20 protein-coding genes are annotated in these 22,658 nt (G+C 54.0%); 13 read left to right on the forward strand and 7 right to left on the reverse strand.

The genetic code is table 11. From position 1 onward, the window contains the following. Positions 1 to 489: 489 nt before the first annotated feature. Together DYY88_RS18745 and purL are read left to right on the forward strand one after the other, a co-directional pair. Positions 490 to 771 carry a hypothetical protein gene (locus DYY88_RS18745; RefSeq protein ID WP_044150945.1) on the forward strand — a complete coding sequence of 94 codons (282 nt, stop codon included), beginning with the start codon at positions 490 to 492 and terminating at the stop codon, positions 769 to 771. Between the two features lie 318 nt (positions 772 to 1,089). Further along, positions 1,090 to 3,441 (forward strand): phosphoribosylformylglycinamidine synthase subunit PurL, encoded by a 2,352-nt coding sequence (purL, locus tag DYY88_RS18750; RefSeq protein WP_039725406.1) that lies wholly within the window; start codon positions 1,090 to 1,092, stop codon positions 3,439 to 3,441. A gap of 51 nt (positions 3,442 to 3,492) precedes the next feature. Here purL and DYY88_RS18755 read toward each other — a convergent pair whose 3' ends face one another. Together DYY88_RS18755 and DYY88_RS18760 are read right to left on the reverse strand one after the other, a co-directional pair. Next, a complete protein-coding gene (locus tag DYY88_RS18755; protein WP_052288225.1) occupies positions 3,493 to 6,057 on the reverse strand; it encodes a DUF4347 domain-containing protein in 2,565 nt (854 codons plus the stop codon). Positions 6,058 to 6,575: 518 nt separating this feature from the next. Next, on the reverse strand, positions 6,576 to 7,208 hold the full coding sequence (locus DYY88_RS18760; RefSeq protein ID WP_039725407.1) for a DUF8166 family protein: 633 nt from the start codon (positions 7,206 to 7,208) through the stop codon (positions 6,576 to 6,578). Between the two features lie 402 nt (positions 7,209 to 7,610). On the opposite strand from DYY88_RS18760, the gene gmd reads away from it, so the two are divergent. The 5 genes from gmd to DYY88_RS18785 all read left to right on the forward strand — a co-directional run bounded on the left by gmd (position 7,611) and on the right by DYY88_RS18785 (position 14,556). Then, on the forward strand, positions 7,611 to 8,684 hold the full coding sequence (gene gmd / locus DYY88_RS18765) for a GDP-mannose 4,6-dehydratase (RefSeq protein WP_039725408.1): 1,074 nt from the start codon (positions 7,611 to 7,613) through the stop codon (positions 8,682 to 8,684). A 165-nt stretch (positions 8,685 to 8,849) separates the two neighbouring features. Next, complete coding sequence (locus DYY88_RS18770; protein ID WP_039725409.1) at positions 8,850 to 9,293, forward strand: DUF2996 domain-containing protein; 444 nt, start codon at positions 8,850 to 8,852, stop codon at positions 9,291 to 9,293. A 134-nt stretch (positions 9,294 to 9,427) separates the two neighbouring features. After that, a complete protein-coding gene (gene argS, locus DYY88_RS18775) occupies positions 9,428 to 11,185 on the forward strand; it encodes an arginine--tRNA ligase (RefSeq protein WP_039725410.1) in 1,758 nt (585 codons plus the stop codon). Positions 11,186 to 11,299: 114 nt separating this feature from the next. Beyond that, positions 11,300 to 11,998: a helix-turn-helix domain-containing protein gene (locus DYY88_RS18780; protein WP_052288226.1), complete on the forward strand. Its 699-nt coding sequence runs from the start codon at positions 11,300 to 11,302 to the stop codon at positions 11,996 to 11,998. Between the two features lie 308 nt (positions 11,999 to 12,306). After that, positions 12,307 to 14,556, forward strand: coding sequence for a heavy metal translocating P-type ATPase (locus DYY88_RS18785; protein WP_039725411.1), 2,250 nt, complete (start codon positions 12,307 to 12,309; stop codon positions 14,554 to 14,556). 77 nt (positions 14,557 to 14,633) lie between these two features. On the opposite strand, the gene DYY88_RS18790 is transcribed toward DYY88_RS18785, so the two are convergent. Continuing rightward, entirely contained in the window at positions 14,634 to 15,617 is a 984-nt protein-coding gene (locus DYY88_RS18790) for an ABC transporter ATP-binding protein (protein ID WP_039725412.1), read from the reverse strand. 122 nt (positions 15,618 to 15,739) lie between these two features. On the opposite strand from DYY88_RS18790, the gene DYY88_RS18795 reads away from it, so the two are divergent. Next, on the forward strand, positions 15,740 to 16,102 hold the full coding sequence (locus tag DYY88_RS18795) for a DUF4864 domain-containing protein (protein ID WP_039725413.1): 363 nt from the start codon (positions 15,740 to 15,742) through the stop codon (positions 16,100 to 16,102). Positions 16,103 to 16,236: 134 nt separating this feature from the next. On the opposite strand, the gene DYY88_RS18800 is transcribed toward DYY88_RS18795, so the two are convergent. Beyond that, on the reverse strand, positions 16,237 to 16,581 hold the full coding sequence (locus tag DYY88_RS18800; protein ID WP_039725414.1) for a cupin domain-containing protein: 345 nt from the start codon (positions 16,579 to 16,581) through the stop codon (positions 16,237 to 16,239). Between the two features lie 146 nt (positions 16,582 to 16,727). Here DYY88_RS18800 and DYY88_RS18805 point away from each other — a divergent pair, with 146 nt between their 5' ends. After that, positions 16,728 to 17,246 carry a pentapeptide repeat-containing protein gene (locus tag DYY88_RS18805; RefSeq protein ID WP_044150948.1) on the forward strand — a complete coding sequence of 173 codons (519 nt, stop codon included), beginning with the start codon at positions 16,728 to 16,730 and terminating at the stop codon, positions 17,244 to 17,246. A gap of 5 nt (positions 17,247 to 17,251) precedes the next feature. On the opposite strand, the gene DYY88_RS18810 is transcribed toward DYY88_RS18805, so the two are convergent. After that, positions 17,252 to 17,755, reverse strand: coding sequence for a helix-turn-helix transcriptional regulator (locus DYY88_RS18810; protein WP_039725415.1), 504 nt, complete (start codon positions 17,753 to 17,755; stop codon positions 17,252 to 17,254). A 311-nt stretch (positions 17,756 to 18,066) separates the two neighbouring features. Continuing rightward, positions 18,067 to 19,110 carry a tRNA (adenosine(37)-N6)-threonylcarbamoyltransferase complex transferase subunit TsaD gene (tsaD, locus tag DYY88_RS18815; RefSeq protein ID WP_039725416.1) on the reverse strand — a complete coding sequence of 348 codons (1,044 nt, stop codon included), beginning with the start codon at positions 19,108 to 19,110 and terminating at the stop codon, positions 18,067 to 18,069. Positions 19,111 to 19,336: 226 nt separating this feature from the next. Between tsaD and DYY88_RS18820 the strand changes: the two genes are divergently transcribed. The 3 genes from DYY88_RS18820 to DYY88_RS18830 all read left to right on the forward strand — a co-directional run bounded on the left by DYY88_RS18820 (position 19,337) and on the right by DYY88_RS18830 (position 20,594). Continuing rightward, positions 19,337 to 19,783 (forward strand): Photosystem I reaction center subunit III, encoded by a 447-nt coding sequence (locus tag DYY88_RS18820; protein ID WP_437438591.1) that lies wholly within the window; start codon positions 19,337 to 19,339, stop codon positions 19,781 to 19,783. Between the two features lie 35 nt (positions 19,784 to 19,818). Next, positions 19,819 to 19,944, forward strand: a complete 126-nt coding sequence (psaJ, locus tag DYY88_RS18825; protein WP_063776155.1) for a photosystem I reaction center subunit IX — start codon at positions 19,819 to 19,821, stop codon at positions 19,942 to 19,944. 167 nt (positions 19,945 to 20,111) lie between these two features. Beyond that, entirely contained in the window at positions 20,112 to 20,594 is a 483-nt protein-coding gene (locus DYY88_RS18830) for a photosystem I reaction center subunit XI (RefSeq protein WP_039725418.1), read from the forward strand. 95 nt (positions 20,595 to 20,689) lie between these two features. On the opposite strand, the gene guaD is transcribed toward DYY88_RS18830, so the two are convergent. Then, positions 20,690 to 22,063 carry a guanine deaminase gene (gene guaD, locus DYY88_RS18835; protein WP_084606956.1) on the reverse strand — a complete coding sequence of 458 codons (1,374 nt, stop codon included), beginning with the start codon at positions 22,061 to 22,063 and terminating at the stop codon, positions 20,690 to 20,692. A 209-nt stretch (positions 22,064 to 22,272) separates the two neighbouring features. Here guaD and DYY88_RS18840 point away from each other — a divergent pair, with 209 nt between their 5' ends. Further along, entirely contained in the window at positions 22,273 to 22,623 is a 351-nt protein-coding gene (locus tag DYY88_RS18840; RefSeq protein ID WP_039725419.1) for a phenylpyruvate tautomerase MIF-related protein, read from the forward strand. Positions 22,624 to 22,658: the final 35 nt, after the last annotated feature.

The raw sequence follows: 22,658 nt of genomic DNA on the forward strand, positions 1-22,658 counted from the left end.
GAATCGGTCGCGCTTTAGCCAGTCATCGAGAACGTCGAACCATCCTCGCTGGGCTTGCGCTCGTCCCATTGCTATGGTCATAGCGCGATTCTCCAAAAATGAATCTACTAAATAAATAAGTACAGACTGCCAGGTGAGCCATAGCATATAAGCAAAAATACTCACCTTTAAGACGGCAATGTCTTAACTGTTCTTTACTATAAGCGATTTTTTTCTCATTTGCAGCGACAGGAAACGCGCGATCACCCCTCCCAGAGACGTTTATGAACGATCAGTCTCTTTACAAAGGCTTAAGAGTTCTCAGGAAATAGCGTCATTTTGCTCGCTGTCAGCGCCCAAGAACGCAACTATATGCATTATCTCGACTGATTGCCTCTGGTGCTCTTGAGACTTCGCGGTTACGAGGATGAAAGCTTCTCATTTTGCCCCTTGCCGAACGACTAGTGTAGGGAGAATGCCCCCTATGACGAGATCGCCGGGCTGCGAACCATGAAGCAGGATCTGGTCTTCAGTGGTAAAACGGCACTGTTGCGACCTGCCAGTTCGGAATGGGCAGACATTGGTGGTGGTGAGGGCACGCGAATCCCAACTTCTCCAAAAAATCACAGCTTTTCAGAGAAAGCGGGTTGGGGTAATGCGGCAGCTAGTCAAGCAATCGTGAAGGTTTGCCTGCGAGTTCTTACTGAAGTCAGCCCTGCGGTCTTGAAGAACATCTTGCCAGGACGAGGCTACCGGGAGAAGCTCCAAAGTAGGGTATTGCCTGGAATATAAGGTGCTGACTCAAGCAATAAAAAAACCGACGGGACTCCCGTGTGCCCATCGGTTTGTGTGTGTTCCCTGTAGATGACTCGGCTAGAGTTGAGTCCTTATCAGTATGTTCAAGTACGTGTTTTCCTCCAAGGATCTCTATCACCAGACAGAGTGACATTGATCACACGTTTTCTTCCTGAAGAATCTCGGTATGCGATCGCAGCTTCGAGGCGATAGAGCAGCGGATCTCAACCTTCACGCTCATGGTACCAATATTGCCAAGAACTGGAGTAATGAGCGGTAAAATGATGCGGTTTCTAAGAGACAGGTTTACCCCGCATGGTTGCGCCCTTTTCCCCTGATGAGATCGCGTCTGAAGGCATTAAGCCTGACGAGTATGAAGAGATTGTGCGGCGGTTAGGCCGACATCCCAACCGCGCCGAGTTGGGCATGTTTGGGGTGATGTGGTCGGAGCACTGCTGCTACAAAAATTCGCGCCCGTTGTTGAAACAGTTTCCCACTGAGGGTGATCGCATCCTGGTTGGCCCGGGTGAAAATGCAGGGGTCATTGATGCGGGCGATGGCCTGCGGGTAGCGTTCAAGATTGAGTCTCACAATCACCCCTCAGCGGTGGAGCCATTTCAGGGAGCGGCCACGGGGGTGGGGGGCATCCTGCGAGATATTTTTACCATGGGGGCACGCCCGATCGCGGTGTTGAATGCGCTGCGGTTTGGCACCTTGGACAATCCCCGCACCCGACAAATTGTGAATGGTGTGGTGGCGGGCATCGCCCACTACGGCAACTGTTTTGGGGTGCCCACGGTGGGCGGCGAGGTCACCTTTGACAAAGCCTATGCCGGCAATCCATTAGTAAATGCGATGGCGATCGGCCTGATGGAGACGCCGGAAATTGTGAAGTCGGGTGCTGCGGGCATCGGCAATCCAGTGTTGTATGTGGGGTCTACCACGGGGCGCGATGGCATGGGCGGCGCGAGTTTTGCCAGTGCGGAACTTACCGACGCCTCCCAGGACGATCGCCCAGCGGTGCAAGTGGGCGACCCCTTTCTAGAAAAATCTTTAGTGGAAGCTTGCCTGGAAGCCTTCAAAACCGGAGCTGTGGTAGCAGCCCAGGATATGGGGGCAGCGGGGATCACCTGTTCCACTTCTGAAATGGCGGCCAATGGGGGGGTCGGGGTCGATGTAGATCTGGATAAGGTGCCCAACCGCGAAACGGGCATGGTGCCCTACGAATATTTACTATCGGAATCTCAAGAGCGGATGCTGTTTGTGGCGCAAAAGGGGCGCGAGGCCGAACTGATCGAGATTTTTGAACGGTGGGGTTTGCACGCTGTCGTCGTCGGTAAAGTGATTGAAGAACCCATCGTACGCATTCGCTTTCAGGGGGCGATCGCGGCGGAGATTCCGGCCAATGCCCTGGCTGACGACACGCCGCTGTATCACCGCGAGTTGATGACCGATTTGCCGGACTATGTCAAAACGGCGCGGCAATGGTCAGAGGCGAATTTGCCAGGGTGCGATCGCGCGGGCCTCCAACTAGCTCAAGGCTCGCAACCTTGGACGGACGTTTTAAAAATGCTGCTCGACAGTCCCACGATTGCCTCCAAGCAGTGGATCTATCGTCAGTATGACCATCAGGTGCAAAACAATACGGTGTTGTTGCCTGGTGGGGCGGATGCGGCGGTGATTCGCTTGCGGCCTCAAACCGGCGACCAAGCAGCGGCCTTTGTCAATACCCGCAAGGGCTTGGCCGCCACAGTGGACTGCAACGGTCGCCATGTGTATCTCGATCCCTATGAGGGAGCCAAGGGGGCGATCGCTGAAGCGGCTCGCAACCTGAGCTGTGTCGGGGCGACCCCTGTGGCCGTAACCGATAATTTAAATTTCGGCAGTCCTGAAAAGGCCATTGGCTATTGGCAATTGGCCGAAGCCACGCGGGGATTAGCGGATGGCTGTCGCGATTTTGGTACGCCGGTGACCGGCGGCAATGTTTCCCTCTACAACGAGACCTTGGATAGTGACGGCAACCCGACCCCCATTTATCCCACTCCGGTGGTGGGCATGGTGGGGCTGCTAGACGACGTGACTCAGGCAAAGGGGCAGGGGTGGCAGCAAGCGGGCGATCGCATCTATTTGCTCGGGGTGAAGTTGGAGGCGATTGCCGATACCCCTGACCTCGTCACCCTCGGCGGTTCGGAATATCTGGCCGTCGTTCACGATACCGTGGCCGGTCGGCCACCCCAGATAGATGTCGCGTTAGAGCAATCAGTTCAAGCGGCCTGTCGCCACGGCATTCATCAGGGGTGGGTACAATCAGCCCACGATTGTGCCGAGGGGGGCTTTGCCGTCGCTACCGCAGAATCATGCATCAGCGGTCAATTGGGGGCTAGTGTTCAGCTTCCGGAGATCGCCGCCGATGGGCGGTGGGATCGACTCCTGTTTGGCGAAGGAGGGGCGCGGATTATTGTCTCCGTAACTCCAACCGCGATCGCAGACTGGGAAGCTTACCTGCAAGCGCATCTCGAGGGCTACTGGCAAGCCATCGGAACGGTTACCCCCGCCGCTGATGGCCTCGCGCTCACCACGGTTGATGATCAGCCCATTGTGCAAGCGGCGATCACCGATTTAACCACGGTTTGGGAAAGCGCGATCGCCCGCCGATTAAGCAGTTAAAGACAACTGTTGGCGGGCAATGCTACTGAGCAACCTTGGTATCTTCACCAGTTACACGGGCACTCGCCCCTCGGCACGACCATACATCAGGTAGTGTTCAAAACCGCTGACCAAGTCACCGGCGGCTACAGCCGCCGCCACATCGCCATAGCGCCCCAGATAAGCGCTCTGATCAAATAATTCAGACGGATTACGCCCCTCACTTTGACCAATGGCAAAGAAGTGGTACATCCCCAATGCGATTTTGCCGGCTTGTACGGCAGCCGCCACATCCGGGTTCTTTTCGAGATAGAAAGCCTCATCAAATAAGAAGCCTGACTGTCGCCCTTCTTCAATACCAAACTCGGCATAATGCTCAAAAGCGCTGTCAATTGCCCCCGCCGCGATCGCCCCTTTGACATCAGGATTATTCAGCAGGTAATCCTCAGCATCAAACACCGCATTAGGATTGCGCTGTTCACGATGTCCAAAGGTAAAGAAATGAGCGATCGCGCTACGCACAGTGCCATTCTTTACCGCAGCAGCCACATCAGCGTTTTGCTCCAAATAGTAGTCTTGGTCAAACCACCGCCCTGGCCCCCGGCCCTCATCCATCCCGTACAGCACAAAGTGCTCAAAGCCATAGCGTAGGCGTCCCTGCTGCACGGCTACTGCTACATCGGGGTTAGCGTGCAAGTACGCCGCTTCATCAAATAGAGGGGCTACCCTCAGGCCGCCAATTTGGATATTAAAGTCCACCAAACTGCTTTGATATACCACGCCCGTTTTGATGGCCACACGAGAGACCCAGTGCTCAAAGTTCAGAAAACTATTGGCCACAAATCGGTTAAGCGTGTCAGTGGCACTGTTGGTTTGAGCATCAGTGGCCAGGGTAAATAAATCGCCAGCGGCAAAATTAATCCCGCTAAACGTCACGACATCGCCATTAATCTTGCGCCCATTGGTAAATACCGATGCATTGCTAAAGTCAGTATCGGTATCAACGAGCAAAGCAAAGTCTTTGACATCAGTGAGGTTATAGCCCAAGCCAGTGAGGTCAAAACTAATCTCAACGGTGCCGACTTCCCCGGTTTCGGCTACTTGCCAGAGACGACTCAATCGTTCTGGATACGCTGCTGGCGTATTGTTACTGACGCCTGCTGCACTGGCATCACCATCGTCATTCCCAATCAGCAAAAATTCATTGTCATCCAAATCAGAGGCATTGCTCAGCGTCACAATGCTGTCGTCATTGCTGCTGCGCGACTGCGTTTGGTTGAGGGTGCTGAGCGTATCCTGACCAATCCCAAAAATGTCATTGGCATACAGGCTGTTAGCTCCGTCAGTATCAAAGACGACATTCCCCGCAGTGCTGGTGTAGTCCGCATTGATTAAAGTCGTGCCGTATTTTATGGCCAAATACGTTTCAACCTTATTGCGCTCAGCCGCATCCAAGTCATCGTTATAAATTAGAATTTCGGCAATTTGCCCTTCATAGTTACGGTCAAAATTACTAGCTTTGCCAATAAAGTTGGCGGTTCGTTGCACATTTGTGGGTTTGTCAATAAAGCCGTTGCCACTTAACTCGCCATTGGCCCAAAAATTGACAGGGTTGTTGGCTTGTTGCACCACCCCATAAATTTTAAACTCGCCATTATTGATCACATCGTTAGTGGTAGTGTTGGCCACTAAAAATTGATTGGGTTGACCAACTGTGCCATAGGCTAAGTCGTTGCCAGCATCTCTCCTAGAAAAGAACACGGCGTTTGTGACGTTGTTCGGATCGGTCGTGTCGCTAAAGTCAAAAAATCTTGCGAAGTTACTACTGGTGTCTGGCTTCGCGACGACAAAAGCAGACAGCCCCCCGGTAAAATCGGCAAAGCCTGCGGGCAACTCAACATAACCACCAGCAAAATCAAGGGCGGCATTACCGTTGATCGCATTGAGATTCAGTGTGACTGCTCCAGTGCCAGTGCCGTTCTGGTTATTGCCTGATTGATCGGCCCAGGCAGTGACAGCTCCCCCGCCCTGGGTCACACCAGCGTTGGCTTTAAGCCAGAGTTGCTGACTGTTACCGCCCCCAAAAGCAGGCAGAATGCCTGGATAATATTCGAAATTAATCAAGGCAGTCGTTAGGGTGCCAAGCCGATATTCAAGCTGCGGATCCCCCCCCTGGCGTGGATTCCCCGTGGGCGTTTTTGAGGCGGCAATGTTTGCTTGGGTAAGTTGTTGGATTTGCTGGATGAAGGCCTGACCGATCGCTCCCTGCGCGACTTCACAGCCATAAATCAAAACATCGATATCGACAGCGAAAAACTCTTGCCACGCGCTGATCTGTTGACTGTAGTGAGTCAAGCTATATCGATCAAGCAGAGTGTTACCGATCGAAAGTTGGCCAGGCGCCCCGTGACTGATGAGGTGCAGGCTGCGAATTGCCGTATTGGAAGTCTGAATAGCCGCAGTGAGCTGGGCAATACCATCTTGTTCTGCGTCTAAGATCACCACTTGGGCATCGGCTCTAATCTGGCTGAGCAAGCTAGCATGGTCGGCTACCTGGGCTGCGATCGCAACCAAATGGCGACCTTGGGCCACGCCGGTCTGTCGGTTAATAGCAGCAATCGAAGATGAGCTAAACATAGTTTTTTGCAATAAAAAATAACTGTGTAAACAGAAGCATGACGTTGATGCCATTGGAGGAAAACGACACTCGAGGCATCGAGTATTAAGAGCGATCGCCCCCCTCAAACAGCGCACAGCTCAAATTGAAATCATGCGCAGTACACTTCCAAATATTATTGGCCGCTCATACGCATAATCACTGACTCAGGAGTATTAAATTGTTCGAAACTTTGCGCCAGCTACGGAAATTTGTTCAAAACTTTGCAGTACTTCTGGCGATCGGCAAAACTACTGCGCTAAACCACGGTTACGCGCTTTCTTGGCACGCACGAATCACGCAATATGCCGTGAAAATCTAGAGCTTAAATCAGCACTCAGGTTAGGAAGTCGCTGAGCAATCAGCTCATGCAACTGATAGAGATGAGCGGCCCAAAATGAGTGCTTGAGAGCAAGCACACAAAGGCTAAGAATGACCTAACGGGTGGGAGTCCAGACGCAACCGTTACGGACATCAACATAAAGTCTGGAATGGCCTGCTAGCGCATGGCCCCCATGGTGTTTTTCCAAGAGAGTTCTTTGCACAACACCGTGAGCGCTCGTTGATCAGCTCCGGTGAAGAGGTTGCTGTCAATCAGTTCGGTCAAGACCTGCTGCGTGAGTTGCGCTGCGAACAATCCGCCCGATCGCAATAAATGGCTGTAGTAGCGGAATTGCGGCTGCCCTGTCACCGTACAGTGGAAGCGGTGTACCGTTTCGGCATCAAGACTATACACGTTGGTATTTACGGGGACGACTTCTTTGGGAATGCCATGCTGGCCATAGGGCATTGAGCCATTATTTTCGAGACAGCCCACGAGCACAATCCCCAGCAGAGTGCGGGTTTCGCTGATGAGATCGGGCGTAAACATGGGGTCAGGTTCACTCGACAGGCGTGGGCCATTGTTGAGAAACATCGGATTGACGAGCTGCGAATTATAAATGAGGCCCACCGCCCAATGGCGATCGCCATCTTCCAGAGCAACAAACCGCCCAAAGCCATAATCTTCGGGTTGTGGTGGCGTTACTACGTCATGACTGTCATCTACTTGAATAACGTAGTCGCAGTGAGAGTTCGACTTAACCACCTTGCCAATGCGTTGTGAGTGGGCGACTGGGTCTAAAAAATCCATAATGCGCTACCCATTGCTCCCTAAGAACTACCAGAACTCATGTATTGCTGATTGTAGTCTGGAATGCCGATAGCAGAGCCGCGATCGCCGATGAGTATTAAGCGCGATTGGGCTTGGGGAACTGTGCTGTCCCAACCATTCTCTGCTCCTCATAATGCTGGTCTAGTACTGATGCAGCCGCCTGGATTTTGTTGTCTCCGTAAAGCTAACTTTGCCACTGTCCTGGGTAACCTAGGAAAGCTCAGCCCCGCGTTTGGGCTCGGCCTGCACCTAGACTGTTCCACCGCATGTCAGGCAAATCGGTAGGCTAGCCAGCACAACAGCGTGCCTTCGGAATTCGCCATTGCACTGCCAGCGAGCCCCAGGCCCGCATCCGTAGTTTAACTAGGATATTTAACTGTCATGACTGACCCTAAACGTGCCCTCATTACTGGCATCACTGGCCAAGACGGCTCATATCTAACTGAACTTTTATTAGAAAAAGGCTATGAGGTGCATGGGATTATTCGCCGCACCTCCACCTTCAACACTGATCGCCTCGATCATGTGTATACCGACCCCCACAATGACGAGGCGCGGATGTTTTTGCACTATGGCGACCTGAATGATGGCACAATGTTGCGCCGCATCTTAGAACAGGTTGAACCGCTCGAAGTATATAACCTGGGGGCACAATCCCACGTTCGCGTCAGCTTTGACTCGCCGGAATACACCGTGGATACCGTCGCGATGGGGGCACTGCGCCTGCTCGAAGCCATCCGCGACTATCAGCAACGCACGGGCAACGAGGTTCGCTACTATCAAGCGGGCTCCTCCGAAATGTACGGCAAGGTGCAAGAGATTCCCCAAACAGAGACGACGCCGTTTTATCCCCGCAGTCCCTACGCTTGCGCCAAGCTCTACGCTCACTGGCAAACCGTCAACTACCGCGAATCTTACGACCTGTTTGCCTGCAACGGCATCTTGTTCAATCACGAGTCGCCGCGTCGGGGCGAAACCTTTGTCACTCGTAAAATCACCCGCGCGGTCGCCCGCATTGTCGCCAAACAGCAAAAAAAGCTATTCATGGGCAACCTCGATTCCAAGCGCGACTGGGGCTACGCCAAAGACTACGTGAGAGCGATGTGGCTAATGCTGCAACAAGACAAGCCCGATGATTATGTGGTGGCAACGGGCGAAACCCATTCCGTGGAAGAGTTTTTGGAACTCGCCTTTGGTCGAGTCAATCTCAACTGGCGCGACTATGTGGAATTTGACCCCCGTTATCTGCGCCCCGCCGAGGTCGATTTGCTCATCGGCGACCCCGCCAAAGCGAAAAAGCAGCTGCAATGGGAACCCAGCGTCACTTTCCAAGAGTTGGTGGAACTGATGGTCGATGCTGACCTGGAAGCCGTAGGCATTGTTGATCCGGACAAGGTTGTGCATCCGGAGTTGGCGACTATTCGGCGCACCCAACTCAGCCAGAGCATGGCCTAAGCGCCGCAAACTGCAACCGCTGGCACCTTAGAAAACGTTAGCCAAACTAATCACAGCCCTCCAGATAAAGAAACTGTCTGGGGGGCTGTTTCCTTTAATATGGTTACGAGCGAGATTTCATCTCGACCTTCAGAAATATGCAGACTTAAAAGGCGTTGCAACAACATGGCTGAAGACAAGACGGCACAATCGGCTCCGAAGGCAGCAAAAGCGAAAAAGGAAAAACCGCCCAAGCTGGAAGACAAGCCCTTTGGCGAGTTTATGGAGCAGCACTTTTTGCCGGCGTTGGACGAGGCGTTGGGCTCCGACGGCTGGGAAGGGGTGCAGTTATCGCTCGTTGATGCGCCGCTCACCGTCAAAGGGGCCGATGCGCAAGAAACCTATTGGCAGTTGCAGGGCAGTCACCCCAGTAATTTAGACCATCGGTTCAATATCGTTTTTACTCAAGACGACATTACCAGCCCTAAATATTTCTATTACAGCCAGGGCAATGGTCCTGCCAGCACGCTGGAGCAGTTTATGGGCGATGAGCGCCGCATCACCCTCGATCTGATGGTGCTTTACACCGTGCAACGCTTGAAAGGCCAAAAGTGGCTGAGCCGCAATTAGCATAGGCAACAGCTGACAACGAGTGAACACCAGCCGCAATCGTTTGAGTACCAGTGGGCCATGGGATGGGTCGCGATGCTTTAGGATTGAAAAGGCGTTTTTGCAGGGGTGCGAGCCACTGCCACGGGTAGTTTATGTTGTCAGCGATCGCGACTCTTACACAGCGGCTTGAGCAAGCTTTGGTGAAAGCTTTTGGTGAGGATCTGGCGGGGACGGATCCCGTCTTGGTGCCCGCCAGCAATCCCAAATTTGGCGACTATCAAGCAAATTGCGCGATGGCGTTGGCGAAGCGGCTGAAGGACAAGCCCCGAGCGATCGCCGAAAACATCGTGGCTAATTTGGATGTCGCCGACATTTGTGAGCCACCCGAAATTGCCGGACCGGGATTCATCAATTTGCGCTTGCAGACAGGCTATTTAGAAGCGCAGTTGCAGGCGATCGCGAGCGACGAGCGGCTAGGCGTAGTCCTCGTCGCCTCTCCCCAAAAAGTGATTGTGGATTTTTCCAGTCCCAACATTGCCAAAGAAATGCATGTGGGCCATTTGCGATCGACCATTATTGGTGACTCCATCGCGCGGGTGTTGGAATTTGTCGGCCACGACGTGCTGCGGCTGAACCATGTCGGCGACTGGGGCACTCAATTTGGCATGTTGATCACTCACCTGCGCACCGCCTGTCCCGAAGCTTTGACAGGCTCTGAGCAGGTGGATATTGGCGACTTAGTTGCCTTCTACAAGCAGGCCAAGCATCGCTTTGATGAGGACGAAGACTTTAAATCGCGATCGCGCCAAGCCGTGGTCGAACTCCAGTCTGGCGACGAATCGGCTAGCCAAGCCTGGCAAGTCCTCTGTGATCAATCCCGCAAAGAGTTCCAAAAAATCTACGATCGCCTGGATATCGCAATCACCGAACGAGGCGAGTCTTTCTACAATCCCCTCTTGTCTGATGTCGTGGAAGACTTGAAAAATCAAGGTTTACTCGTCGAAGACCAGGGCGCTCAAGTTGTTTTTTTGGATGGGTTCACCAACAAGGCAGGCGATCCCCAGCCGCTCATCATTCAAAAGTCAAATGGCGGCTTCAACTATGCGACAACAGATTTAGCCGCGATTCGCTATCGCACCCAGCAAGACGGTGCCGAGCGCATTCTCTACGTCGTTGATGCCGGACAAGCCAACCATTTCAACCAGGTATTCCAAGTGGCGGGTAAAGCGGGCTGGGTGCCTGAGAAGGTTGAGTTGAGCCATGTACCCTTTGGCCTCGTCCAAGGTGAAGATGGCAAGAAATTTAAAACGCGATCGGGGGAAACAGTCCGGCTCAAAGACCTGCTGGATGAGGCGGTGAGTCGTGCGCGCGCCGATCTGGAAAGCCGCATAGCCACTGAGGAGCGGCAGGAAAGTGCCGAGTTCATTCAATCCGTTGCCGAAACCGTGGGCATTGGGGCGGTGAAATACGCCGACCTGAGCCAAAATCGCACCAGCAACTATATCTTCAGCTACGACAAAATGCTGGCGCTGCAAGGCAACACCGCGCCCTATTTGCTGTACGCCTATGTGCGGGTGCAGGGCATCAGTCGCAAAGGCGGCATTGATTGGCAAAATCTGGGCGCAGACGCGGCGATTCACCTGGAGGATGACAGTGAATTCGCTCTAGCTAAACACATTCTGCAACTAGACGAAGTGATTGCCGAAGTCGCTCAGGATCTCTATCCGAACCGTCTGTGCCAATACCTGTTTGAGCTGAGCCAGAAATTCAATCAGTTCTACGATCGCTGCTCCGTTTTGCAAGCCGAGGAACCTCAGCGGACCTCTCGCCTGATGCTGTGCGATCTCACTGCTCGCACCTTGCAATTAGGGCTCTCTCTATTAGGGATCCAAGTATTAGAACGGATGTAGCCAAGTGCTGCCGCGATCGCGGCTCTACGTATAGTTGACTAACTTCCAGCAGCCTTCCGGATGATGGGGCACGTCTGGCGAAAGGCTGAAAGTCAAATGCTATCTACAGAGCCTATGGAGACCCCTAAGCCAGCTTCGAAACTCTCGTCTTCTACGGAGTATGCCTTGATTTTTGGAGCTGGGGCGAGTGCCGCAATGTCCCTGGCTGCCCAACAAATTGCGGCGGCTTCTGTACCTGTGACGGCCTTGGTGGCCATTGGTCTGCTCAACCGGCGGCGGCTTGATCGCCACATTCAGTCCAGCGAACTGCCCGGTTCCCTGTTAGAGGAACAATCGCCGCGAACGCAAACGGACGCCTCTCCCCAGGTCTCGGCCCAGCCCATGCCTAACGTGCCTGCGGCTCCGATCTCACCGACGTCACCCCCAACGGCTTCGACCACTCCGGTCATGGGATCAACCATGCATCCGTTGATGGGGCAGTCGGCAACACCGATGATGAGTCCGCCGCCGCAGTTGCGGTTTGCGCCTCGCCAACAACGATTGATGGCGGCCAAACAGGCGTTGCAAGCGGCCCAAGCCGAGAGCTTAAGCAAAATTGGGGCTCAGCTGCAACAAGCTCGCACTGCACGAGGACTGACCCTGCAAGATATTCATCAGCGCACCTACATTCAGCGCTATGCGTTGCAGGCGATTGAGTGCGGTGACCTAGACGCCCTGCCTGAGCCGTTTTACATCTGCGCCTTTATTAAAAAATATGCGATCGCGCTCGGGTTACCGAGTGGTGAAATCGCCGCTCAATTTCCGCTCGCTTAATCATCCCCCAGAGTCATCACCCACCCCCTCAGCAGCTTGAATCCAGCAAAACCCCGCTCGAAGAATGGCGAATCGCGGAACATTTACTGCACTTGACGCTCTAGGCACAAAGCCCAAATCGGCTAAACAGGGGGATTTGGAAGTCACTGTAGGCCAGCCCGTCTTGGGGGAGCATCCAGCATCAATCGTGACGATTGGTGACAATCTGGCACAGGAAAAAGTCGCCCGTTGAAACTCCAGTGAGCTGTAGTGTTTAGCATGTAAACAGCGTTCATAGGAGTGGGGTGCGATCGCGCTCTAACCAAACGATGCAACAGACTTTGCAAATTACCGGCATGAGCTGTGCCGGCTGTGCCAGCAGTGTTGAAAAAGCCATCCATCAGATTGACGGAGTCGAAAATTGCATCGTCAACTTTGGCACCGAGCAAGCCACCGTCGAATTTAATGACCAGCGGCTGAAGCTGCAAGACATTCAGCAGGCGGTGGCACGAGCCGGCTACGGAGCCGAACCCATCACCGAGTTTTGGGAAATGTCGGCAGAGCGCGACCCCTCGGCTGACCCACACACCCAAGAATTGCGCCGCAAGACGTTATTTGGCGGTGTCATGAGCGCCATCATTGTCTTTGGCTCGATTCCTATGATGACGGGGCTGCAGATTGGCTGGATTCCCATGTGGCTGCACCACCCCTGGGTGCAATGGGCCTTGGCGACCCCTGTTATGGTGTGGTGTGGGCGCGACTTTTTTGTCGGCGCGTGGCACAGTTGGCAGCGACGCACCGCCGATATGAATACGCTCGTAGCGCTAGGCACAGGGACGGCGTACATTTACTCCCTGGTCATCACGATTGCCCCGCAACTCGTTACTAATCAAGGCATTGAGGTTGCCGTTTACTACGAGGCGGCGGTCGTCATTATTACCCTGCTGTTGCTGGGCCGCTGGCTCGAGCAGCGAGCCAAAAACCACACCTCTGACGCCATTCGTCACTTGATGGGGCTGCAAGCCAAAACCGCCCGCGTCTTACGCCAAGGCCAAGTGGTGGATATTCCCATTCAGGCGGTCGTTGTGGGGGACGTGGTGTTGGTGCGTCCGGGAGAAAAAATTCCCGTAGATGGGGAAGTGATCGAAGGGCAATCGACGGTGGATGAGTCGATGGTGACGGGGGAGTCGATGCCAGTGAGCAAAGGTTCGGGCGATCCCGTGATTGGGGCCACGATCAACAAAACGGGTAGTTTTCAGTTCCGAGCGTCACGGGTGGGCAAAGACACCGTTCTGGCCCAGATTGTGCAGTTGGTGCAAGCCGCACAAAATTCCAAAGCTCCCATTCAAAAACTGGCCGATCGCGTGACCAGTTGGTTTGTGCCGACGGTGATGGCGATCGCGTTAGTCACATTCCTCGTCTGGTTACTGACTACGGGCAACCTGACCCTATCGTTGATTACGACTGTGAGCGTGCTGATTATCGCTTGTCCCTGTGCGTTGGGCCTGGCGACGCCCACCTCCATCATGGTAGGCACGGGCAAAGGGGCGGAAAATGGCATTCTCATTCGCGGCGGCGACAGTTTGCAGCAGGCGCACCGCATCAACACCCTGGTACTCGACAAAACGGGCACGCTGACTGCCGGACAGCCCACCGTGACGGATTTTGTCAGCGTGGGAGGAACGGCCAATCAGAATGAGCTAAAGCTACTGCGCTTAGTCGCTGCCGTCGAGCAAAATTCCGAACATCCCCTGGCAGAAGCGATTGTGCAATACGCTCAACGGCAGGAAATTGAGGTGAATGCGTTGCCCCCGGTTTCTGAATTTGAAGCGATCGCGGGCTGCGGCGTGCAAGGGCGAGTCTCGGATCGCTGGGTGCAAATTGGCACTCCCCGCTGGATGCACGACCTGAACATTGATATCGAACGGCTGGCGGCGCGAGAAACAGCCTTGGCGAGTCAAGCCAAGACGACAGCCCTGATTGCTGTGGACGGACAGATTGAGGGACTGCTGGCGATCGCCGACACCCTGAAACCGAATTCTCAAAGTGCTGTCAATCGGCTGCAAAAGCTAGGCTTGGAAGTCATCATGCTCACGGGCGACAACCGCCACACCGCCGACGCTCTGGCGCGTGAGGTCGGCATTCGGCAAGTTATCGCTGAAGTTCACCCCGACCAAAAAGCCGCCAAGATTCGCGAGTTGCAGGATGCGGGCAAAGTCGTGGCGATGGTGGGGGACGGCATTAATGACGCCCCGGCCCTAGCCCAAGCCGATGTGGGGATCGCGATCGGCACAGGGACGGATGTGGCCATGTCCGCCAGCGACATCACCCTAATTTCCGGTGACCTGCGGGGCATTGCCACCGCGATTCAACTCAGCAATGCGACCCTACGCAACATTCGGCAAAATCTCTTTTTCGCCTTCATTTACAACGTGATTGGTATTCCCATTGCCGCCGGAATCCTGTATCCCGTCACTGGCTGGCTGCTAAATCCCATCATTGCTGGTGCCGCGATGGCGTTTAGCTCAGTTTCTGTGGTGACCAATGCCCTACGCCTGAAGCGATTTCAGCCCCATTAAGTAGGTGCAATCAGACGGTTGCACGGCGGCCAGAGAACCCCTGCCTCAAAACCTTGCTGTGAGGCCGTGTGTCCCGCTCAGGCCACCGCCCCAGCTTGAAAGACCCGGCCAATCACCTCTTCAATCGGGGGATCGGTCACGGTCAAGTCTTGTACGGGAAGATCGGCCAACATGCGTGACACCGTTTCGGTTAAATCAGCCCGCTGCACAATCAGACTGGCCGTGCAGCCCGCCAAGGTTTCGACTTCGCCATATTGCGCCAGTTTCCCCACATCGGCATCCTGGGCCAGTTCGACTTTGACCTCACGATAGGGGGCAAAGCGGTTGAGCAACCCATCGAGACCGCCATCGTAAATCAACTCCCCCTGGTAAATCAGCAGCACGCGATCGCATAACGCTGTGATATCCGCCATGTAGTGACTGGTGAGCAAAATGGTCGCCTCATAGCGACGGTTATATTCTTTCAAAAACTCCCGCACGGCCACCTGCGCGTTGACATCTAGCCCAAGGGTCGGTTCATCCAAAAACAGGACTTTAGGCTGGTGGATTAACGCTGCCAGCATTTCCGCCTTCATCCGTTCGCCCAGGGACAGCTTACGGACGGGCTGTTTGAGTTTGTCGGCAATGTCGAGCATGGTGGCCAGTTCAGACACGCGATCGCGAAACGTGCGATCGCTCAATCCATAAATCGCCCCGTTAATCCGCAGCGAATCCATCGCGGGCAAATCCCAAAGTAATTGCTGCTTTTGGCCCATCACCAGGGTGATCTGCTGCAAAAAGTCGGGAGCGCGTCGAAACGGCACCTGTCCAGCGACCTTAACGACCCCACTCGTCGGATGGATTAGCCCCGTAAGCATCTTCAGCGTGGTCGTCTTACCTGCCCCGTTGGGGCCGAGAAACCCCACGACCTCTCCCGGTTCAATTTGAAATGAAACCTGACGCACCGCTTCGACGTTGCGATATTGGCGGCGAAAGAAGTGGTTGAGGGTGCCCTTAAGACCCGGCTCTTTGATCGCGATCGGGTAAACTTTTTTGAGTGCTGCAACGTCGATAATGGGCATGTTTAAGAAAGCAAACCTCATGCTAAAACATAGATCCGCTGCAGGTGATATCTACGCGACAGACTGGATCTTAATAACCTACATATCATGCTTGATGGTGCGGTCAGGGAGCTAAACCTTTGATGTCCAACGAAATCACCAACACCGATAAAGAAGCCATTCGCCGAATTATTATTGCTCAAATTGAAGCCTTCAAAGCGGACGACGGCATTCAAGCCTTTCTCTATGCGGCACCGACCATTCGGCAACAGTTTAAGAGTGTGGGCAATTTCATGCGCATGGTGCGCGGCTCTTATCAAGCCGTTTATCGTCCCCGCAGTGTTTTGTTTGGGGAGCTGAACGAAATGCAGGGCATGCCTGCCCAAACTGTTTATTTAATGGCGCAAACGGGCGAAATCGTGAAGGCCGTCTATCTGATGCAGCAGCAACCATCAAAAGACTGGCGCATTGCCGGCTGCTTTTTGATGCCGATGGAAGAGATCTAGCGTTAGCTGACTACTGCGACCGATCGTCGGTTCAGGAATAGGGATGTAATTAAGTGTGGACAGCCGTCTCGGCTGTTTAGGAACAGGCAGGATGCCTATCCGACAAAGCCGAGAGTTTATAAAATCCTGATTCCTTAGGCAGACGCGGCACGGATGCCAAAGTAAGTGAGCGTCAATACTTCTGAACCGGTATTGCAGACTTCATGGGTTTCGCCGGGAGCCACCGCGACGCAAACACCGGGTATGAGGTCATGAGACTGGCCGTTGATGACGATTTTCCCAGTGCCTGACTCCACGAAAAAGACTTCGTGCAGGTCATCGTGGTGGTGAGCACCGGCGATCGCCCCTGGCGGAAACTGAGCCTGGGCAAATTGCGTGAGATGGGGCAAATCGCCCAATTGCAACATGACTTTTTTGCGAATAGCGGCATTATGAGAAACGCCCTGGGTAGCCAGGTCAGCAAGACGGGTTTGTTTCATAACAATCTCCAGCAGTGATTAACATTGCGTCAGCGACCCGGGGAATCAGGAAACGTAACGGGGCACAGGACATGGCGGCAGGCGATCGCCCCCATCGGTTAGGATCAACCCAATTGCATTTAGCTTGAAAGTTATATCAAAGCGCCATGACTATTTGCCAGCGGGGACTTGCGATCGCGGCGCTTGGGTTAAGTATCGTCGCGTTGGGCTGTAACCAGCGTACCCAAGATATGTATCGCATTGAAGTGGAGCGATCGTGCCAGCAATGCGATCTGCGGGGCATCAACTTACAAAATCAGAGTCTGGGCCGCAAATATCGCATTTCCATCTCTAACCAACCGCTATCAACTAATCCTGAAGGGCTAGGTGCTGCTGCCCCCGTGGATTTAACCGGGGCCGACCTGCGAGACGCTAATCTCAAGTCGGCTAATCTGACGGAAGTCACGCTCAACGAGACCCAATTGGGCAATGCCGACCTGAGCAACGCCAACCTCACCGACGCGCAACTCGTCGGCGCTGACTTGCAAAATGCGAATTTGCGATCGGCAAATTTGGAAGGCGCCAATTTTCAAAACGCGAATCTCAGCGGCGCAGACCTGCGAGATTGCGATTTGTCCGTCGCTAACTTGCGGGGGGCAGATCTCACCGATGCGTTACTTGACTGATCAGCTCACTCAGCTGTGGGCGGTTGATACGAATCAGTCGGGTCAAAGGCTGAAGTTTTGGCCACTAGGCCCAGGTGTTTCATTGTGGAGCGATCGGGCGCGTATACGCCATTTTCCCATTCGCTGATAGTTTGACGACGAACCCCCATGGCTTCAGCAAATTGCGACTGAGTCAAGTTCATGTGCAAGCGTAGCGCTCGAATCGCGGCTTGATCCCACTTAATTGCCCCGTCTTCTCGCTGAATCTTGTACTCAGTTTGAAACTTTTTGAAGACGACCCGCTGCTGCTCAAAATCCACCGTATCCACGTGATAGCCCGCTTGAACCCACGCTTGAGACTGGCTGGCACCTTTGCTGCGATTCGCCCACCAAGCGCTCTTTTGACGTGCCGTGGGCGGTAACTTGCTCTCGATACAAGCCTCCAACTCATCCATCGTGAAAGTGCAGGTGTCGTCTGGCAATTGAGCGAGTCGCTGATAAAGGGGATAGTACTTGCTGCCAGGTTTCATCGCGATCGCTCACATATCACGTCTCACTGCACTCGGGCGGCCTGCCCCCCCTCACTCTCATCAAGAGTGAGGGGGGGCAGGCCCGGCCAGTGGCTTAATACTACTCACAGGCCCCACCACGGAGCCACACAATTCGCCTGAGCGACTTTTCGGAAACGCACGATCGCCATTCGTACCGGGCTGGGGAACTGAACACCCAGGCATCGCGTCAAAGCACCCATAGATTGAAGATGCCCCCGCAAGCTTCTGTTTACGTGGTCTCCTCTCCTGCTTAACTGTGCCCCACTGGTCGTGCTCCGGTGGGGATTTTTTTAGGCGTATAGCGTCATGACCTCAGCCAAATCCATCCGCGATCGCGTCCCCAGTTTGAAGTCTGACTGATGGCCGCGGGCCAGGTGATCCGCTGCGGCACAGCCAATCATCGCCGCGTTATCGGTGCAGTATTTCAACGGCGGAAAAAGCACCTGAAGACCCTGCTCGGCGGCAGCAGCCGAAAGATGCTGACGGAGACCGCTATTCGCCGCAACGCCGCCCCCCACAGCGATCGTGGTTAGACCATAATCTTGCGCACAGCGAATCGTGCGCTTCGTCAGGCCCTTGGCGACCGTCTCTTGAAAGCTGGCACACAAATCATTCACTGGCATCGGGTCGATACCGTCATCTTGGAGCGACTGTACCAACCGCAGCACCGCTGTTTTCAACCCGCTAAAGCTGGAGTCATAGGGATGGACACCTCCGCCCGGCAAGGAAATATTCCCCTCAGGCAGTTTAAAAGCCGTGGGATCGCCCTGGGCGGCTAATTTGTCGATGACCGGACCACCGGGATAGCCCAAGTCCAACAGGCGCGCCACTTTGTCAAAGGCTTCACCCGCCGCATCATCACGGGTTTTGCCCAGTAGTTCGTATTGCCCACAGTCTTGGACGTGAATCAGGCTGGTGTGCCCGCCAGAAACGAGCAAACACAGATACGGCGGCTGTAACGCTCGCTGACTGAGGTAAGACGCATAAATGTGCCCTTCTAAATGGTGAATGCCAAGGAAGGGTTTGCTGTGAAGCATAGCCAGAGTTTTACCCGCAGTCACGCCGACCATCAACGCGCCCACCAGGCCCGGCGCACAGGTCGCCGCCACGCCATCAATGTCCGCCCAAGTCACATCCGCATCCTGCAGTGCGGCCGCCACCACCGCACCCAAATTTTCGACATGGGCGCGGGAGGCGACCTCGGGCACCACCCCGCCATAACGCCGATGGATGTCGATTTGTGACGCGACGATATTGCTGAGCACAGTGCGATCGCGCACCACCGCTGCCGCCGTTTCATCACAACTGGTTTCTAAGGCTAAGACTGTCTTCATTTACAAAACGCAGCATAAAACTTTGAGAGATGTAAACCCCTTCCCAGCTTTGCTTTACCGGGTCTCGGGGGCGAGGTATTATGGCCTCCAATTGTTAGGCAAAACGCCTACAAATAACTTAACGTTTTGACTTCAAAACTTTGACCTTTGCGTAATAAAGGGAAACCACTGTATGCGACGGTTGTTTGCACTGGCTCTAGTAATTTCACTCTGGTTCGGCTTTGCAATGCCTGCATCTGCGAGCATCGCAGGTGACAACGTGTCTGGCCTGACCCCCTGTGGCGAAAATGCTGCCTTCCAGCAGCGTGCCGCTAACGCCACCACTGACCAAGCCAAAGCTCGATTCGAGTTTTATGGCAACTCTAGTTTGCTCTGCGGCGAAGATGGCCTGCCCCACTTGATTGTGGATGGCGACTTGGCTCATCTGGGCGAATTCATCATTCCGAGTCTGCTGTTCTTGTACATCGCTGGCTGGATTGGCTGGGTGGGTCGCGCTTATCTGATTGCAGTGCGCGATGAAAAAAGCCCCGAAGAAAAAGAGATCATTATCGACGTGCCTTTGGCCGTCAAGTGCTCGATTTCTGGCTTTGCTTGGCCTTTAGCTGCGGTTAAAGACATGCTCAGTGGCGCAATGTTCGCTAAGGATGATGAGATCACTGTGTCTCCTCGTTAGACATTTCGTTCATTCACACTTGTTGGAGAGCATTCATGAGTAAAAACTTGCTGACCTATCTATCAACGGCTCCCGTGCTCGCGGCAGTTTGGATGGTCATCACAGCGGGTATTTTGATCGAATTCAACCGCTTCTTTCCCGACTTACTGCTTCATCCTTAGGAAAAGGTTGTCTTGAGTTAGCGTGGGGCTTTTTGGTAATGCTCTGCGTTTATTCAAGTTCTAACTTTGCTTCCTTTAGGCTTGAAGCCATTTGTCGCTGGCAAGATTGCTGGTATTGAATTATTTGCTGTGTTGCGTTCATCTTCGAGAGTAGGAGAACTCAAATTATGTCCGATGCGATTCAGCCAATGGGGGATCCCCAAATTGGCAACTTAGAAACCCCCTTGAATTCCTCTGGTTTTACCAAGGCATTCATTGGGAATTTGCCCGCCTACCGCAAGGGGCTGTCGCCTCAGCGTCGCGGCTTAGAAGTGGGCATGGCTCATGGCTATTTGCTATACGGTCCGTTTGCGCTGCTTGGCCCCCTGCGGGATTCTGATATTCCCGGTTTGGCAGGCTTATTGGGCGCTGCTGGCCTGGTGGTGATTTTGACGGCTTGCCTCTCGATTTATTCGGGTGCAGGCGTTAATCCAGCGGTTTCGAAAACCACTGCACCGTTTACCCCGCCTGAAGCACTCAGCACCGATGAGGGCTGGAGTGAATTTGCGGGTGGCTTTTTGATTGGTGGCATTGGCGGCGCAACGTTTGCTTATCTGTTGGCGGCCAACATGTCTACCTTGTTAGCAGTTGTTTCCGGTGGACACAGTTAAGTCGTTTCCATACCCTCAAACCTCTGCTGAAAAGGGCGTCTCTGGACGTCCTTTTTTTTGCCCAATTGTCGTAGGGGTTAAAGATGTGAGAACGGTCATGTGGGCCAGCTTTTTTGACCCATGATGTAGGTGGCGGCGATCGCGCGATCGTCGCCCATGATCACCAGGGAAAACACTAAATCAGCCAGGTCTGCCAAGGTTTTTGCCGTGGGTTGAGGATTGCGCAAGGTCAGCAGGGGAGTGGCCTGGGGGTTAAGGACAATGAAATCTGCTTCTTTGCCCGGGTCAAAGCTGCCGATTTTGTCTGCTAACCCTAATGCTTGCGCCCCCCCTAAAGTGGCTAAAAATAGGGCTTTGAAGGGCGAGAGTTGCTGATTGCGCAGCTGCGCCACTTTATAGGCTTCGTTCGCAGTTTGTAAGAGCGAGAAACTGGTGCCCGCACCGACATCAGTACCCAAGCCCAGTTTGACGGGATGATCGGCCGATTTGGCCTGCTCAAGTTTGAATAAGCCACTGCCGAGAAACAGGTTGGATGTAGGACAAAAGGCGATCGCGGCCCGTGCCGCTGACAACCGCCGAAATTCTTCATCCGTTAGCTGGACACCGTGGGCAAAGACTGATTTCTCACCCACTAGTCCCGCTTGATCATAGGTGTCTAAATAGCAGTCACAGTCAGGAAACAGTTCGCGCACAAAACCCACTTCATTCACATTTTCCGACAGGTGGGTGTGCAGATAGACACCGGGATATTCCCGCAGCAATTGTCCCGCTTTTTGCAACTGTTCTGGAGTGGAGGTGATGGCAAAGCGGGGCGTGACGGCATACAGCAGGCGATCGGTTTGGTGCCATTTTTCGATCAGCGCTTTACTGTCGGCATAGGCGGATTCGGGCGTGTCGCAGAGATAGTCGGGCGCATTGCGATCCATCATGACTTTGCCCGCAATCATGCGCAGGTGGCGGGCTTGCGCGGCGGCAAAAAAGGCATCTGCCGACTGGGGAAACACGGCGGCAAATACCAGAGCCGTCGTGGTGCCGTTGCGCAACAGTTCATCCAAAAAGCGATCGGCCATCTCGCGGGCAAAGTCTGGATCTTGGAATTTACGCTCTGTCGGGAACGTATATTTATTCAGCCATTCCAACAGTTGCTCGCCGTAGGCTGCCATCATGCCAATTTGCGGAAAGTGGATGTGGGTGTCGATGAACCCAGGCATGATGAGGCGATCGCGATAAACCTCAACGGGGATGTCCCCATAAAGTGCGGCCAGGGTGTCATAGGGGCCAAAGTCGCAAATATGGCCAGTGGCATCCATCACCAACAGACCATCTGGCAAATAGCGGATACTCGCGGCCTCGTCGGTAAAGAAGGGATCAGCCACAAAATCTAAAAACGCTCCGCGCAGCCCGTGACATGGTCCGCCCGTTTTGCTGTTGGTGGCTTGGTAGGCAGTAGCACTGGATTGAGAGGACATGGCGCAAAGAGAGTGGGCAAACTGGCCAAGTGCTGACTGACAGCAACAGGCGCATCAGTACCATACCGTGTCTATCGTGGGGCGATCGCCAACCCGGATACGGCGATCGCGGATTCTGCCGCCAGTCCAGGCGTCTGCGACTGATGCCCCTTTTCCATTCTCAGCATCCCTGGTTACATAGAGACTGTACTGTCTGAGCGTTGGAAACTATGCCACTGATTAAAGTCCAGACCTCCTTGCCGACTCCCGAGCGGGACCAAATTGAAGCCATGCTCAAAGACTTGTCGAGCAGCCTCGCCGCTCATCTGGGCAAGCCCGAATCCTATGTGATGACGGCCTTTGAGGGCGATGTGCCGATGACCTTTGCCGGTACGACCGAACCGGTCTGTTATGTCGAGATTAAAAGTATCGGCACGATGGGTGCAAAAACAAAAAAGATGAGTGCAGACTTTTGCACCAAGATTGAAGATACGCTCGGCGTGCCCAAAAGTCGCACCTACATTGAGTTTGCCGATGCCGCCGGGACCATGTGGGGCTGGAACGGCAGCACCTTTGGTTGATATAGCAATCCGCAGTCAGGTGCAGAGAGCCCAAA

This window comes from Leptolyngbya iicbica LK, assembly GCF_004212215.1.
Classification (GTDB): Bacteria; Cyanobacteriota; Cyanobacteriia; order Phormidesmidales; family Phormidesmidaceae; genus Halomicronema; species Halomicronema iicbica.

Excerpts from the sequence above, each read along its gene's own strand:
- DYY88_RS18810 (WP_039725415.1), bottom strand. The coding sequence starts at position 17,755 with ATGAAACCTGGCAGCAAGTACTATCCCCTTTATCAGCGACTCGCTCAA.
- DYY88_RS18780 (WP_052288226.1), top strand. The coding sequence starts at position 11,300 with ATGGAGACCCCTAAGCCAGCTTCGAAACTCTCGTCTTCTACGGAGTAT.
- DYY88_RS18805 (WP_044150948.1), top strand. The coding sequence starts at position 16,728 with ATGACTATTTGCCAGCGGGGACTTGCGATCGCGGCGCTTGGGTTAAGT.
- DYY88_RS18790 (WP_039725412.1), bottom strand. The coding sequence starts at position 15,617 with ATGCCCATTATCGACGTTGCAGCACTCAAAAAAGTTTACCCGATCGCG.
- DYY88_RS18785 (WP_039725411.1), top strand. The coding sequence starts at position 12,307 with ATGCAACAGACTTTGCAAATTACCGGCATGAGCTGTGCCGGCTGTGCC.
- tsaD (WP_039725416.1), bottom strand. The coding sequence starts at position 19,110 with ATGAAGACAGTCTTAGCCTTAGAAACCAGTTGTGATGAAACGGCGGCA.
- guaD (WP_084606956.1), bottom strand. The coding sequence starts at position 22,063 with ATGTCCTCTCAATCCAGTGCTACTGCCTACCAAGCCACCAACAGCAAA.
- DYY88_RS18820 (WP_437438591.1), top strand. The coding sequence starts at position 19,337 with ATGCCTGCATCTGCGAGCATCGCAGGTGACAACGTGTCTGGCCTGACC.
- DYY88_RS18745 (WP_044150945.1), top strand. The coding sequence starts at position 490 with ATGAAGCAGGATCTGGTCTTCAGTGGTAAAACGGCACTGTTGCGACCT.
- DYY88_RS18770 (WP_039725409.1), top strand. The coding sequence starts at position 8,850 with ATGGCTGAAGACAAGACGGCACAATCGGCTCCGAAGGCAGCAAAAGCG.
- psaJ (WP_063776155.1), top strand. The coding sequence starts at position 19,819 with ATGAGTAAAAACTTGCTGACCTATCTATCAACGGCTCCCGTGCTCGCG.
- DYY88_RS18795 (WP_039725413.1), top strand. The coding sequence starts at position 15,740 with ATGTCCAACGAAATCACCAACACCGATAAAGAAGCCATTCGCCGAATT.
- DYY88_RS18760 (WP_039725407.1), bottom strand. The coding sequence starts at position 7,208 with ATGGATTTTTTAGACCCAGTCGCCCACTCACAACGCATTGGCAAGGTG.
- DYY88_RS18800 (WP_039725414.1), bottom strand. The coding sequence starts at position 16,581 with ATGAAACAAACCCGTCTTGCTGACCTGGCTACCCAGGGCGTTTCTCAT.
- DYY88_RS18840 (WP_039725419.1), top strand. The coding sequence starts at position 22,273 with ATGCCACTGATTAAAGTCCAGACCTCCTTGCCGACTCCCGAGCGGGAC.
- purL (WP_039725406.1), top strand. The coding sequence starts at position 1,090 with ATGGTTGCGCCCTTTTCCCCTGATGAGATCGCGTCTGAAGGCATTAAG.
- argS (WP_039725410.1), top strand. The coding sequence starts at position 9,428 with ATGTTGTCAGCGATCGCGACTCTTACACAGCGGCTTGAGCAAGCTTTG.
- DYY88_RS18755 (WP_052288225.1), bottom strand. The coding sequence starts at position 6,057 with ATGTTTAGCTCATCTTCGATTGCTGCTATTAACCGACAGACCGGCGTG.
- DYY88_RS18830 (WP_039725418.1), top strand. The coding sequence starts at position 20,112 with ATGTCCGATGCGATTCAGCCAATGGGGGATCCCCAAATTGGCAACTTA.
- gmd (WP_039725408.1), top strand. The coding sequence starts at position 7,611 with ATGACTGACCCTAAACGTGCCCTCATTACTGGCATCACTGGCCAAGAC.